Source organism: Listeria sp. MAN/IMW/UF555 (genome assembly GCF_058684075.1).
This window is the reverse complement of sequence record NZ_JBZWZS010000003.1, coordinates 425,833-439,987: the sequence shown is the minus strand read 5'-3', so window position 1 is coordinate 439,987 and position 14,155 is coordinate 425,833. Positions and strand designations below refer to the sequence as shown.

Annotated in this window: 15 protein-coding genes; 5 read left to right on the top strand and 10 right to left on the bottom strand. The window is 37.7% G+C overall.

Features of this window, described 5'->3' with window-relative positions; all coding sequences use genetic code 11:
• Positions 1-24: 24 nt before the first annotated feature.
• The 8 genes from rplW to pplA all read right to left on the bottom strand — a co-directional run bounded on the left by rplW (position 25) and on the right by pplA (position 6,296).
• Entirely contained in the window at positions 25-309 is a 285-nt protein-coding gene (gene rplW, locus AC4PG8_RS11920) for a 50S ribosomal protein L23 (RefSeq protein ID WP_003728540.1), read from the bottom strand.
• A complete protein-coding gene (gene rplD, locus AC4PG8_RS11915; protein ID WP_003727695.1) occupies positions 309-932 on the bottom strand; it encodes a 50S ribosomal protein L4 in 624 nt (207 codons plus the stop codon). The genes rplW and rplD overlap by 1 nt, the downstream gene beginning before the upstream one ends.
• 25 nt (positions 933-957) lie before the next feature.
• Complete coding sequence (rplC, locus tag AC4PG8_RS11910) at positions 958-1,587, bottom strand: 50S ribosomal protein L3 (protein ID WP_003772936.1); 630 nt, start codon at positions 1,585-1,587, stop codon at positions 958-960.
• Between the two features lie 34 nt (positions 1,588-1,621).
• Positions 1,622-1,930 (bottom strand): 30S ribosomal protein S10, encoded by a 309-nt coding sequence (gene rpsJ, locus AC4PG8_RS11905; protein WP_003720954.1) that lies wholly within the window; start codon positions 1,928-1,930, stop codon positions 1,622-1,624.
• A gap of 360 nt (positions 1,931-2,290) precedes the next feature.
• Positions 2,291-3,091, bottom strand: a complete 801-nt coding sequence (fmnA, locus tag AC4PG8_RS11900; protein ID WP_003772934.1) for an FAD export ECF transporter transmembrane subunit FmnA — start codon at positions 3,089-3,091, stop codon at positions 2,291-2,293.
• A gap of 19 nt (positions 3,092-3,110) precedes the next feature.
• Positions 3,111-4,070 carry a 1,4-dihydroxy-2-naphthoate polyprenyltransferase gene (menA, locus tag AC4PG8_RS11895; protein ID WP_160464579.1) on the bottom strand — a complete coding sequence of 320 codons (960 nt, stop codon included), beginning with the start codon at positions 4,068-4,070 and terminating at the stop codon, positions 3,111-3,113.
• 81 nt (positions 4,071-4,151) lie between these two features.
• Positions 4,152-5,234 (bottom strand): FAD:protein FMN transferase, encoded by a 1,083-nt coding sequence (locus AC4PG8_RS11890; RefSeq protein WP_033533563.1) that lies wholly within the window; start codon positions 5,232-5,234, stop codon positions 4,152-4,154.
• 162 nt (positions 5,235-5,396) lie between these two features.
• Entirely contained in the window at positions 5,397-6,296 is a 900-nt protein-coding gene (pplA, locus tag AC4PG8_RS11885) for an extracellular electron transfer flavoprotein PplA (protein ID WP_033533564.1), read from the bottom strand.
• Positions 6,297-6,741: 445 nt separating this feature from the next.
• Between pplA and AC4PG8_RS11880 the strand changes: the two genes are divergently transcribed.
• From AC4PG8_RS11880 to AC4PG8_RS11860, 5 genes are all read left to right on the top strand, one after another.
• Positions 6,742-8,628: an FAD-dependent oxidoreductase gene (locus AC4PG8_RS11880; protein WP_003772929.1), complete on the top strand. Its 1,887-nt coding sequence runs from the start codon at positions 6,742-6,744 to the stop codon at positions 8,626-8,628.
• Positions 8,629-8,804: 176 nt separating this feature from the next.
• Positions 8,805-9,239 (top strand): flavin-based extracellular electron transfer system protein EetA, encoded by a 435-nt coding sequence (gene eetA, locus AC4PG8_RS11875; protein WP_492170399.1) that lies wholly within the window; start codon positions 8,805-8,807, stop codon positions 9,237-9,239.
• Between the two features lie 32 nt (positions 9,240-9,271).
• The gene (eetB, locus tag AC4PG8_RS11870; protein WP_003723627.1) at positions 9,272-9,814 is read left to right on the top strand and encodes a flavinylation system FAD exporter subunit EetB; all 543 of its coding nucleotides are present in this window, start codon (positions 9,272-9,274) and stop codon (positions 9,812-9,814) included.
• A 21-nt stretch (positions 9,815-9,835) separates the two neighbouring features.
• Positions 9,836-10,816: a polyprenyl synthetase family protein gene (locus AC4PG8_RS11865; RefSeq protein WP_003772925.1), complete on the top strand. Its 981-nt coding sequence runs from the start codon at positions 9,836-9,838 to the stop codon at positions 10,814-10,816.
• A gap of 90 nt (positions 10,817-10,906) precedes the next feature.
• On the top strand, positions 10,907-12,238 hold the full coding sequence (locus AC4PG8_RS11860) for a metallophosphoesterase (protein ID WP_492170398.1): 1,332 nt from the start codon (positions 10,907-10,909) through the stop codon (positions 12,236-12,238).
• Positions 12,239-12,288: 50 nt separating this feature from the next.
• Here the strand turns inward: AC4PG8_RS11860 and AC4PG8_RS11855 are convergent, their stop codons facing one another.
• Together AC4PG8_RS11855 and AC4PG8_RS11850 are read right to left on the bottom strand one after the other, a co-directional pair.
• Entirely contained in the window at positions 12,289-13,275 is a 987-nt protein-coding gene (locus AC4PG8_RS11855) for a DUF4003 family protein (RefSeq protein WP_160464582.1), read from the bottom strand.
• Positions 13,276-13,301: 26 nt separating this feature from the next.
• Entirely contained in the window at positions 13,302-14,114 is an 813-nt protein-coding gene (locus tag AC4PG8_RS11850) for an SMI1/KNR4 family protein (protein WP_003772917.1), read from the bottom strand.
• Positions 14,115-14,155: the final 41 nt, after the last annotated feature.

Sequence of the window (14,155 nt, the reverse complement as noted above, 5' to 3'; positions counted from 1 at the left end):
TAGAATTATTTAAAGTTAGTCGAATTATACTTCAAAGAATTGAATTTCTTTGCTGTCAGCTGTAACAGTAACAATCGCTTTACGACGTTTGTTAGTGTAACCTGCATAACGGCCCATACGTTTAAGTTTGCCTTTGTAATTCATTACGTTTACTTTAGCAACTTTCACGTCGAAAATTTCTTCAATTGCGTATTTTACTTGCGTTTTAGTTGCGCGAGTATCTACTTCAAATGTATATTTCTTATCGTCGAGAATGCTTGTAGATTCTTCAGTTACAACTGGGCGCTTAATGATGTCGCGTGCATCCATTATGCGAGCACCTCCTCTACTTTTTCGACAGCTGCTTTAGTGATAATTAACTTATCATGTTTAGCAACTTCTAGTACTGAGATACTTTCAGCTGGAATAACTGTAATGCCTTGTAAGTTGCGTGCAGATAATTCTACATTTTCACTTTCACCAGCAACTACGATTAGTGCCTTAGTATCTACAGAGATATTTTTAAGAAAAGCCGCAAATTCTTTTGTTTTAGGTGCATCGAAAGTCAAACCTTCAAGTACAACTAATTTTTCTTCATTTACTTTAGAAGAAAGAATCGATTTAATCGCTAAACGACGAACTTTCTTAGGTAATTTGTAAGCATATGAACGAGGTGTTGGGCCGAATACGACACCACCGCCGCGCCATTGTGGGGAACGGATTGAACCTTGACGGGCACGACCTGTACCTTTTTGACGCCATGGTTTACGTCCGCCACCACGTACTTCTGAACGATTTTTTACTTTATGAGTCCCTTGACGTAGGGATGCACGTTGGCTCAAAATTACGTCAACAACAACTTTTTCATTTGGTTCGATACCGAAAACAGTGTCGTTTAAAGTAATTTCGCCAGCGTTTGTTCCATCTTGTTTAAGTAAGCTTAATTTTGGCATTCGTTAGTCCTCCTTTCCAAATGAATTATTTTGCTTTAGTAGCAGTTTTAATTTGAACTAATGCTTTTTTAGCGCCTGGAACGTTACCTTTTACTAAAAGAACGTTCTTTTCAACGTCTACTTTAACGATTTCTAGGTTTTGGATAGTGATTTGTTCTCCACCCATACGACCTGGAAGTAGTTTATTTTTGAAAACACGGTTAGGTGCTACTGGACCCATTGAACCTGGGCGACGATGGTAACGGGAACCGTGGGCCATAGGGCCGCGTGATTGTCCGTGGCGTTTAATAACACCTTGGAATCCTTTACCTTTCGATACGCCTGTCGCGTCGATGATGTCACCTTCTGCGAATACGTCTACTTTTACTTCTGCACCAATCTCATACTCGTCTAAGTTTACATCGCGGAATTCGCGAATGAAGCGCTTAGGAGTAGTATCGGCTTTTGCTACATGACCTTGTTCGGGTTTGTTTGACAATTTTGCTCTCTTATCTTCGAAACCGATTTGTACAGCTTCATAGCCGTCAGTTTCAACAGTTTTCTTTTGAAGTACCACGTTTTGTGCTGCTTCGATTACTGTTACTGGAATAAGTTCGCCGTTTTCAGTGAAAACTTGTGTCATCCCTACTTTTCTACCTAAGATTCCTTTGGTCATGAGTCACACCTCCTGTTAATTTAATATATTCTTATTATAGTTTGATTTCGATGTCCACACCGCTTGGCAAGTCTAAACGCATCAAGCTATCAACTGTTTGTGGTGTTGGATTAACGATGTCGATTAAACGTTTGTGTGTACGCATTTCGAATTGCTCACGAGAATCTTTATATTTGTGGACCGCACGCAAGACTGTGTAGATAGACTTCTCTGTTGGAAGTGGAATCGGACCAGATACGGAAGCACCTGAGCGTTTCGCTGTTTCTACGATCTTTTCTGCTGATTGATCCAAAATACGGTGATCATACGCTTTTAAACGAATACGAATTTTTTGTTTTGCCATTACTTTCCCTCCTTTTCGCCTACTTTCAAAGTAGACATTCTCCGTGAAAATTACCTGAACATCCGCCATGGCAAAGCGGCCGGGTGTGTCAGCAACCTTTCACTTCATCACATGGGCATTCCCGGCAATACCGGGGTGCTCGTTGCCAAAAGGGCAGACCAATGCCTGTCCATTTGCACTTTATCTATTATACACGGGTTAGGGGTAGTAATCAACCGCTTTTTGAAAAAAGTTTTAAGTTATTTTCATAGAAGCTATTATATAGAAGAATCTCGGTTTATTATCTGACGAAAAACGCTTCACAGCAGCATTCTTTGCTTTTTAAATAAAATAAAAAAACATCCGATAATTCGAATGTTTTTAAGAAGTACGAAGCAATATAAGTCCAGCTGTTAGAAGCAACATGACACCTAGCGCAACAAGATCGCCAAAGTGCCAGTGAAGTATCCGAAAACGAGTTCGTCCTTCCCCGCCCTGATAACCTCTAGCTTCCATTGCATCAGCCAACTCTTCGGCCCGGTTAAAGGAACTAACGAAAAGCGGGATAAAAATCGGAACAACCACTTTCATTTGTTCGAATAAGTTTCCTTCACCAAAATCAACTCCACGTGCGCGCTGAGCTTTCATAATTTTATCCGTTTCACCCATAAGTGTCGGAATAAAACGTAGCGCAACGGAGATCATTAAGGCGATGTCGTTAACAGGTACTTTAAGCACTGCAAAAGGACGAAGGATATACGCAATCGCATCTGTTAAGTTCATCGGAGTAGTTGTTAAAGTAATGACTGTCGACATAATAATAATTAATACAAAGCGCAAAAACACAAAAACACCATTCAAAAGACCGAAAGACGAAATTGTAAAAGGACCCCAGTCAAAATAAATCGTTCCACCACTCGCGAACAGGATTTGCATCACAACGGTGAATAAGATTAACCAAATAAGCGGTTTAACTCCCTTTATGAACACTTTCAACTTTATCCCCGTCATTTGAACAATCATTAGCGTGAATAAGACCATTAAAGCGTATGTCCACCAATTATTCGCTAGAAATAAAATTCCAATGTAATAAAACCCAGCTAGCAATTTCGTTCTCGCATCAAGTCCGTGAATTAAGGACTCCCCTGGAACAAAACGACCTAATATCAGTTTTTCTATCATTCAAAGAAGCCCCCTTCACTCACGTCAATTGTTGAATTACAACGCTAACCGCCATTAAGATTGTTAAAGTCGCATTAATCAGCACAAAATTGCGTATACCAATAACAAATGTTTTTGATTTCACTTGTTCTTTATTAAATTTAACCAAATTACGATAGACCGGATAAACAGCCAATACGGACACTAGCATGATTGGATGCAAGAAATGAATAAATACCGAAACAATCACTGCTAAAAACGACGCATAGTACAGTGCATTAAAAAGAAGAACGCCCATTTTTCTACCTATATAATAAGGAAGTGTATAACGATGATTTCTAATATCTTCATCTAAATCGCACAAATTATTGGCTAGCATAATATTCGCTATCGTGAAAATACATGGTAAGGATACCACACCTATCCGGATGATTTCTATTAGATTGAACTGGATGGTTACCATTTCTCCTTGCCAAAGTAAATTCGCAATTCCGGCATCGTACGCATTTACATAAACAGCTAAGAAGAAAATCCCGAATCCCATCGTAATCCCTGAAAAAATCTCTCCAAGCGGCATGCGCGAAAGTGGCACAGGACCAAATGTATACAAGATACCAATACAGAAACATACAAATCCAATTAATAGCACTAGCAAATCAGTGCGGAAAACAAGCCAAACACCTAAACCAGTTGCAATGAAAAACATCAGAAAAATAGTAATAATAACTGTTCGTTCTGGAATTTGTTGTTGCCCGATAACGTTGCTTGTTGTCCTGTAGTCGTAGTCATGATTATCTGTGGCTTTACGGTAATCCATATAATTATTAATTGCGGTAGTTGTTAAATCAAAAATTAGCATAGAGCCAAAAAATATCAACGTATTAATAGGCTTAAACATATCATATTGATACACAACGAATAGCGTCCCTAACATAAACGGAAATACGCTAGCTATCTTCGTCTGGATTTCAACCAACTTCAGGAATGATGATATTGACATAACCCCTTTTTAACCCCTCTCTACCTTATTATGAGCAGACCTCGGTTAGAAGTCTGCTCACTTTCTTCTATATATAATAGTCTATTTTTTCAAAGTGTCCATTTGGAAATTTTTATCTGTTAATTCAAATTGCCCTTTTAGGCCGGATGTTTCGTATACTTTTTTCTCTTTACTAATAAAGATAGCGTCTACACCTTTAAACTGCTCGATGTAATCCATTCCGCCTTTAATTCCTTTGGAGAAAGTAGCTGTTGATAAGCCATCGCCATCAATAGATTTTTTAGATACGATAGACACGCCAGCAATATCATTATCAAACGGGTACCCTGTTTTTGGGTCTAAAATATGATGATATGTTTTTCCGTCCACTTCTAGGTAACGTTCATAAATACCCGAAGTTACAATCGACATATCAGATTCTGGAAGCTTCCCAATCACACTACCACGCGGAGAAAACGGATCTTGTATTCCAACATTCCATTTATTGCCATTAGGATTTTTCCCTTGAACATAAATATTTCCGCCCAAATCAATTATGGAAGTAGTTACTTTGTTGTCTTTGAACACTTTTAATGTTTCGTCAGTGATGAACCCTTTTGCAATTGCTCCTAAATCAAGCTCCATGCCTTCTTTTTCCAAGTAGACTGTTTGCTCTTCGTCGTTCATTTTTACGTCTTTATAATTAATTAATGGTAAAACTGCATCGATTTCTGCTTGCGAAGGTTTGCGCGCATCAGAAAAACCGATATGCCATAAAGAAGTAAGTGGTCCAATGGTAATGTCAAAGCTACCACCAGAGTTTTCCGAGTACTTCAGTCCTTCTTGGATTAAATAGTAGACATCTTTAGAAACTTTTACTGGTTTTTTTCCAGCTTGTTCATTTATTTTGTCAACTTCCGATGTTTTTTCTGCATCGCTTGTAGTAATTTTAGCTGCTAAATCTTTAATGCGATCGAAACCTTTGTCTAGAACGTCTTCTTTGCCTTTGTCATAGATTTTAAGTGTGACTACTGTTCCCATTAGGAAATCAGTTTTAGAGTAAGGCTGTTCCAAAAGTGTTTTAGAATCACTTGGTTCTTTTTTTGAATCGTTATTAGAATTTCCGCATGCCGACACAACAAGTGCCAATACGATAACTGAAAGTATTATTTTCCATTTCTTCATTAGCTTTTTCACCTTTCTAATCCGTGATCTTTACTTGAATAACTATAGCGTAAAAAAAGGAATAAATCTACAGTAAAAAGGCTTAATTCCTCTGTTTTGCGATAAAAAAATCGGCTAGCCCCAGAATTAGGGCCAGCCGCTTTGTGCTTTTCATTGTGCTAATTATTCAGCTTCTACTAGGTTGTACACTTTGATAGTGTCAGTGTTACCATTTTGTGCAGCATTTTGAAGTTGAGCTGCGTAGATTTTGAATTGGTTAGAAGAGTTAGTAGCACCAGAAACTGTGTCTACTGCAGCAACATCTTGTTTCTCTACTAGAGATTTATTAAGTGCTGGGATGTATTCTTTTGGACCAGTACCAGATTTAGCTTTCATGTTTTTCTCATAGTCAGCGTCGTCTGATTTAAGTTTACCGTCTTTGTCAACATAGTTGTAATCAGATTTAGTGATTTTGCCATCTTTAACGTCCATGCTGAATACTACACGGTAACCATGTGCGTAGTTTTGTTCTTCTAATTTATAAGTTCCATCTTCCATTTTAGCTAGGTTGTTGATGGAAATTGTAGTTGTATCAGCTTTTTGAGCTGCTTGAATTAATTGGTTTGCATAATTGATGAAAGCGTCAGAGGAATGAGTTGCTCCTGAAACTACTTCTACAGATGATGCAGATTGTCCTTTAACAAGGGAATCGCTTAATTGTTTCAAGTATTCTTGAGGACCAGTTCCTACTTTGTCTTTCATTGCTTTTTCGTAGTCTGCATCTTCAGATTTAAGTTTGCCGTCTTTGTTTTTGTAATCGTAGTTAGCTTTAGTGATTTTACCATCTTTAACTTCGATTGACATGAAACCTTTCCAGCCTTTGTCGTCGAAATTCTTTTCTTCTAATTTGTAAGTACCATCAGTCATAGTACCATCTGTTTTAGCTGTTTTCTTTGTTTCTGTTTGTTTTGTGTCTGTGCTCTTCTTATCTTTGCTGCTGTCGTCGTTACTACCGCAACCTACTAGTAATAAACTTGAAGCCATTACTACGGTAATACCCATTGCTACTTTTTTCAATTTCATATTTGCTCCCACCTTTTGTTTTATTAAAACCTTGTTTGTGATAACGTGAACACAAACGGATAGTCTGCGAAAGCGATATCACTTTTACAATACAAATGATACCATCAGCGTGCGCTTTTGTCTACTGTAATTCTAAAGACATAATTCATCTAATTTTCAAAATAATGACTATTGATACATAAAACTTGGGTAAAACCATCATTTTCTAGCAAAATAGCATACAAAAATGTCTAACAACCTAGATAAAACAAGGACTTTTAGCCTGCTCAAATATATAAATTTTGTATAAAGTCCTATTTTTCGGTTTTTAGATTAGAATTGTTCTTTACTATCTAGACATTAGTAGGATGTTTCTGTTAAACTATGATAGGTTATAATAATACTGTGGGGAATTTTGGACTCATTTTATTTTTGTGAATAAACTTACAAGGAGTTGAGGAAGCATATGCCTGAAAAGAATATCGTTTTAATTGGGGCAGGATATGCAGGTGTACACGCTGCTAAGAAATTAGCTAAGAAATACAAGAAAGACAAAGACGTCAATATTACATTAATCGATCGTCATTCGTACCACACAATGATGACTGAACTTCATGAGGTTGCTGGTGGTCGTGTTGAACCAACTGCAATTCAATATGATTTACGTCGCTTGTTTAATAGAACAAAAGTTAATCTTGTAACTGACAACGTGACACATGTAGATCACGATAAGAAAGTTGTAACAACAGAACACGGAAGCTATCCGTTCGATTACCTAGTACTTGGTATGGGCGGCGAACCTAATGATTTCGGGACTCCTGGTGTTGGCGAAAACGGCTTTACACTTTGGTCTTGGGAAGATTCTGTTAAATTACGCAATCATATTGAAGAAACAGTAACTAAAGCATCTCGCGAACAAGACGTTGAAAAACGTAAAGCAATGTTAACATTCGTTGTTTGTGGATCTGGATTTACTGGTATCGAAATGGTTGGGGAACTTTTAGAATGGAAAGATCGTCTAGCTAAAGATAACAAAATTGACGCATCTGAAATTAAACTAGTTGTAGTAGAAGCTGCTCCAACAATCCTAAACATGCTTGAAAGAAGAGACGCTGACAAAGCAGAACGTTACATGGTTAAAAAAGGTATTGAAATCATGAAAAACGCTGCAATTGTTGAAGTTAAACCTGAAAGCATCGTTCTTAAATCTGGCGAAGAGCTTCCAACAAGTACATTAATTTGGACTGCTGGTGTTCGTGCTAACTCTGATACAAAAGATTATGGCATGGAATCTGCTCGTGCAGGACGTTTGAAAGTAAATCAATATATGGAAGCAGAAGGTCTTAAAGACGTGTATGTTGTTGGTGACCTTGCTTACTTTGAAGATGAAGATGGCAAGCCAACTCCACAAATCGTTGAAGGTGCTGAACAAACTGCATTAACTGCAGCGAAAAGCATCATCGTTGAAATGAGTGGTACTGGCGAAAAAGAACCATTCCAAGGTAAATATCATGGTGTCATGGTATCTATCGGGGCTAAATACGGTGTTGCTCACCTTGGTGGCATGCATCTATCTGGTTGGTTCGCTATTTTAATGAAACATATGGTTAACCTTTATTACTTCTTCGGTATTCGCAGTGGTTATTACATGTGGCAATATATTATGCACGAATTCTTCCACATTAAAGATCACCGTAATATCTTCCGTGGTTGGACTTCTCGTTATGGTAACGTACTTTGGGTTCTTCCTTTACGTGTATATCTAGGTTGGTTCTGGATTGACGAAGCTCTTTCTAAAATCTACGGTGAAACTACATGGGATAAAGTAAGTATTACTAACTTAAAACCTCTATTTAATGGTATTGGTTCTGATTCTTGGTTAACAGCAACTAGTTCAAAAATGCCTTTTGAATGGTTACAAACTGCTGCAACATCTGGCGCTAGTCAAGCTGCCGGTGATGCTGCTGGTGCCGCTGCGACAAACGTAACTACACCAATTCTTAGCCATATGCCTGGTTGGTTTGAATGGATTATGAAACTTCTTATGCCAAACCTTGACGTTGCTCTAGTAATGCAAAAAGTTGTACCTTTTGTTGAACTTGCAATTGGTCTTGCTATGGTAGTTGGTCTATTCACTTGGCTTGTAAGTATCGGAAGTGCTGGATTCCTAGTAATGTTCACTCTAAGCGCTATGCTTGGTTGGGACAAATTCTGGGCGTTACCAGCTTCTATCGCACTTCTAAATGGCGCTGGACGTACATTCGGTCTTGATTATTGGGCTGTTCCTTGGTTCCAAAAACATCTTGGTCACTGGTGGTACGGTAAGCCGAGGTCCGTTTACAGAGACAAGTAAATTAGCTAGTTAAAATTTTAAATTAAAAATCGGGAGTGCATCCAAAAGCCAGTTTTGGCATAGGAGGTGCTTCCGTTTTTATTATTTGTTTATTTTTATGAACTTTTTCCTATTATATTTAGGCGTTATCCTTTAAAATAGGATTTGTACATGACATTTGGAAAGGAGGCAATGCGGTGAAAAAGTACTTTTATATGGTGAAACGCTGGGATATTATAATTATTTTATCTCTTTGCATACTTTCCTTTTTGCCGATTGCTATTTTTTCATATGTAAAAGCGAATGAACCTGCTCCAGCTAATGGAAAAAAAGAGCTTGTTGCGGTTATTTCGGTTGATAGTAAGGAATATAAAACCGTTACGCTTACTGGGCATAAAGGGACTGAAAGTTTTGATGTGAAACAGCCAGATGGACATACTAACACGATTGAGGTTTCGGGGGAAGAAATTCGAATCAGTAAAGCTAATTGCAACGATCAGGTTTGCGTTCGAACTGGGGCAATTAATAAACAAGGTGATACAGTCGTTTGTCTTCCACATAAGTTAGTGATTGAAGTAAAAGCGAGTGACGGGAGTTCAGGTGATGCAGATGATCCAATTATCTCTTCCTGACCTTATCCTCTAATAGATAGGAAAGTGTTTTTATGACAAAAAACAGACGATTAGTATATATAGCGCTACTGGCTGCACAAGCTGTTGTTATTAGTTTACTTGAGAGAGCCATTCCGTTTCCATTTGCGTTTGCTCCTGGAGCGAAACTCGGTCTTGCTAATATTATTACTTGTATTTCGCTTTATACGTTATCGGCAAAAGATACATTTATGATTATCTGCATTAGATTGGTGTTGTCCACTTTGCTTGGTGGGACTATTTCAACATTTATGTATAGTGCGGCGGGAGCTATCTTGAGTTTTCTTGGGATGTGGCTTGTACAACAACTTGGACCAAAACGCGTGAGTATCATTGGCGTTAGTGTTACCGGTGGGATTTTACATAACGTCGGACAACTCGTTATTGCAAGTTGGATTGCGGGGACTTGGTCGGTTATGCTCTATTTACCTGTATTATCTTTTATCGGTATTCTTTCTGGAATCGCGGTTGGGATTGCGGCAAACTACTTGCTGAAAAATGTCCAAACTTTGCGGATGTTCGCTGATGCTAAACAAAGTCAAGCAGCACAAAAATAATTTTAAACAAAGGAGTTCAATATGCAACTTCATGCTATGTGGGATGATTATCCTGCACTTTCCAAAGATTTACAAGAAGTATTACAAACAATTGAAAGCAACATTCAAATTCGCGATAAACATGTAGAGAAAAACGTGAAAGATTTAATTCATGCTGGTGGAAAATTACTCCGCCCTGCTTTTGCGCTGTTATCTGCTCAAGCTGGACCTGAGTTTGATAAAGAACGCGCGGTTTCTATCGCAGCTGCTCTTGAAGTGCTCCATATGGCGACGTTGATTCATGATGATGTCGTTGATGATTCACCATTACGTCGCGGCATCCCTACTATCCATTCAAAATATGGTCGTAATTATGCCGTTTATACAGGGGATTATTTATTCTGTATTTGTTTTAAGATTCTTTCCGCACATGCTTCTTCCGTTGAAAATATCGAATTTAACAGTAAAAATATCGAAAAAATCTTAATGGGTGAACTGGATCAAATGCGCACAAGTTATAAAATGGATGTAACAGTTCGCGAATATTTATCACGTATTTCTGGCAAAACAGCTCAACTATTTGCTCTTAGTTGTTACTCTGGTGCAACGGGCAGTAAAGCACCACGCATGACTGTAGCGAAATGTTATAATATCGGCCATTATCTTGGTATGGCTTTCCAAATTATTGATGACGTCTTGGATTATACAAGTACTGATGAAGGTCTTGGTAAACCTGTTTTAAATGATATGAAACAAGGTATTTATTCGCTACCGCTAATTTATGCAATGAAAGGTCACTTGGCTGAATTTGAGCCGCTTCTTTCTCAAAAACTAGATATGACTGATGATGCTTCTGAACAAGTTTTAGCACTTATTTCTAAATATAAGGGTGTCGAACAGGCATTCAAACTTGCAAGTAAATATACGAATAAAGCCCTTCGTGAAATTAAAAAACTACCAGCTGGCGCGTATCGTGATGATATGTACCGCTTAACGAAAAGCATATTAGATAGAGATATTTAATACATTTAGAACATTGCTCTTTGCTTACCGAGTTTTGTTCTAAATTTTACCTCAATTTGTGAAAATACAAACATGAAAGCGTGATTTAACGTGATTCGATTTTTTAAAATAGTGACACCTATTCTTTTATCTTTTTCCTTAGTTGCCTGTAGTTCTGCAAGTGAAGAAACGAAAAAAATTACTGCTCCGATTGAAAAAGACCGTGATTTATCAATAATTGAAACGACCGATGTTCATTATTTTGCCCCATCACTCACTGATGGCGGGCAGGCATTCCAAAAATATCTAGCCGCTGGTGATGGAAAGCAATTGGCATATAGCGATGAAATAACCAATGCTTTCTTAGCAGATGTTGAGACTAAAAAGGCTGACGTTTTAATTATTAGCGGTGATCTGACTAATAATGGCGAAAAAACTAGCCATGAAGAATTAGCTAAAAAACTAGCACAAGTAGAAAAAACAGGCACCCAAGTATTCGTTGTTCCTGGTAATCACGATATAAACAATCCATGGGCTCGAAAATTCGAGAAAGACAAACAACTACCGACCGATACTGTATCACCAGCAGATTTCAGCAAAATTTATAATCATTTTGGTTACGAAGATGCTATTTCTGAAGATGATTTTTCGCTAAGCTATTTAGCAGCACCTTCATCCAAGGTTTGGCTCCTCATGCTTGATACAGCTATTTATAAAACCAATATGCAGCAAGGCTCCCCAACGACAGAAGGCGGTTTAACAGCTGGCACGTTAGATTGGATTAAAGAATGTAGCGCCTTAGCGAAAAAAAATGGCGTGAAACTTGTTCCAGTTATGCACCACAATTTAACCGATCATAATGATGTTATTCAAAAGGGCTACACAATCAATTACAATCAACAAGTAATCGATGCTCTGACAGCTGGCAATATGAATTTTTCTTTGAGTGGGCATATTCACACCCAAAACATTCGATCTGCCAAAAGTTCAGATGGCAAAGAAATTACTGATATTGTGACAAATGCTCTTTCCGTCTATCCACATAAATACGGGAACCTTACCTATAGCGCAAAAAACAAAACATTCACCTACCAATCTCAAAAATTAGATATAGAAGCTTGGGCAAAAGAAACTGGAATATCAGACAAAAATCTGGTTAACTTTGATGCATACGATTATGAGACTTTTTATAATAGTGGTTATGATAAAGCTATGATGGACTTAATGACGAGTGAATCTTATAAAAACTATAGTCAAACTGATAAAGAAAAAATGGCCGATACTATGGCTTTAAATAACATGGCTTTCTTTGCAGGCATCACTCCACCTAAATCTGCTGGAATGGATTTATGGGATAGTGCTCCTAATTCATTTTTAAAAGATTATGTTTTAAGTAGTTCTGTTCCTCCAAAACAAAGTAATGATTATTATGTTAGTCCTTAAAATAATAAAAAAACCTGGAAGCATATTCATTCTGCTTCCAGGTTTTTTTATTAACTTGATGCCGCGGCCGCACTTGCTGCAGCGGCTGCACTCATTGCGGCTGCTTGTTCCATCGCAATTAAGATATGCACATTAACCATTAATCCTTCTAATTGTTCTTTGCTCATTTGACCCGATTGTTTTTCTGTATAAAGACTGATTGCCAGTGCTGTTACAAACTCGCGACCAAACCGCAGACCAGGTTGATTTTGCAAGTCATCAATTAAGTTCACCAAGCCAGAGTCAATTTTGCGACCATCCATCACAAATGCTAAAATTCCGATACTTGAGTAATGTAATGGCTTGATTTTCACACCTTTTTGGCGCAATTCTTCCACCACATTGTCTACTCTTCTAATAAATTTGCTGTCTTTTTCACCATATAAAAGTGTTCCTGTTGTAGCTAAAAACTGCAAGCTATCATTTTTCCGGAACCCTTTTGCGGCAAATTCTTGGAAATAGTATTCTGTGACTTCAGCTAATTTTTCTACATTCTCTTCTTTGAGATTAGCTAAGAAAACAGCTGTTGTTACGTCCTCACTTTTGGTTAAAAATGGGTGGTCTTTTTTGAAAAGTTGGTGAATGGTTTTGGCTTTTTTGGCTGTCAGAGTTGGATTTTCTGATTCTAGTAATAAGTAAGCGGCGAAATAGGTGTATTCAGTGCGTTTAAAGCCGGCTTCGATGAGTGTGTTGTAATTGGAAATCACTTGGCGAACACTATCCCGTTTCGCTTTATCACTTGCCATCAGTAAGCCGACAAGCGATGCGCGAACATTACCATTTAACGCTGTAAACATACCTAGTTGTCGTTTAAATTCTTTATTTATTTCATAGAATTTTTCTGGTTGAACGATTTCATTATTTCCTGCAAAAAGACGAGCAATCAAAAATCGAATCCGCTTATCAATAAAACTAACGCCACTTGTTTTTACTAACTCGTAGTTCTTCATTAATAATTTCGTTGCTTGTTCGCTATCAAATACATATGCTGAATCCATCGGCCGCACTCCTTCTTGTTTTTGAATTAATATTCCTCTCTGTACAAACTCAAAATAAACTCTTCAAAATTATCAGCTAGCTTAAGTATTTTATAATCACCTTCTTGATCAATATGAACGACTGCGGGCTCGCCTGTTTTTCCACAATTTCGGTAATCTAAGAAAACCATGTCATGTCCGGCTGATGGGCAATCAGCAATAGCTAAACCAACATCGGGATAACCCCACTCTTCTGTCCAAAAATTTGTGTTGTGCATACCATTCAATGTAGATACTCCACAGTCTCCTATTCCCATAATGCCAGTAATAGCTACACAATTCTCCGACCATGAACTTGGCTCTGTCGTAGGGACAGAACCCGTTGAAACTATGCCTCCATTTTGTGTATGACGCATTAAATAGATATAGGATTTAGGTAACTTATATCCTAGTTCTGCTTCGATTGCAGCCACTCTTTGCGGCGTAGGGTACACATCTTTATAGTCATTTTCAGAGTCAAACTTCAACCAAAGCTCTGCTAAACTATGCCCTTGGAAAAATGTCCCGACCTCACTAAAATATTCATCTAACTCGGCGAAAATTTGCTTAGCTTTTTCACGTTCGAAATCGACTGCTTCTAAATCTTGCATCTCTTCTAAAATCGACATGAGCTTTTGATAGATTTCTGGAAAACGTTCACCGCTTTGGTAGAGCACATCGCTAAGTAATACCGTTGCTGTAAATATATCTCTTTTATTTTCGGCTGTCACTTTTTGATTCCAACAAGTTTCAAGTAAATGAATCGCCTCTTTTGTTTTTCCTTTATCTAAATAATATAATGCTTTTCTTGTTGTAAGCATATTATTCCTCCACTAATCTTATTAACTTTATTATACTAAAA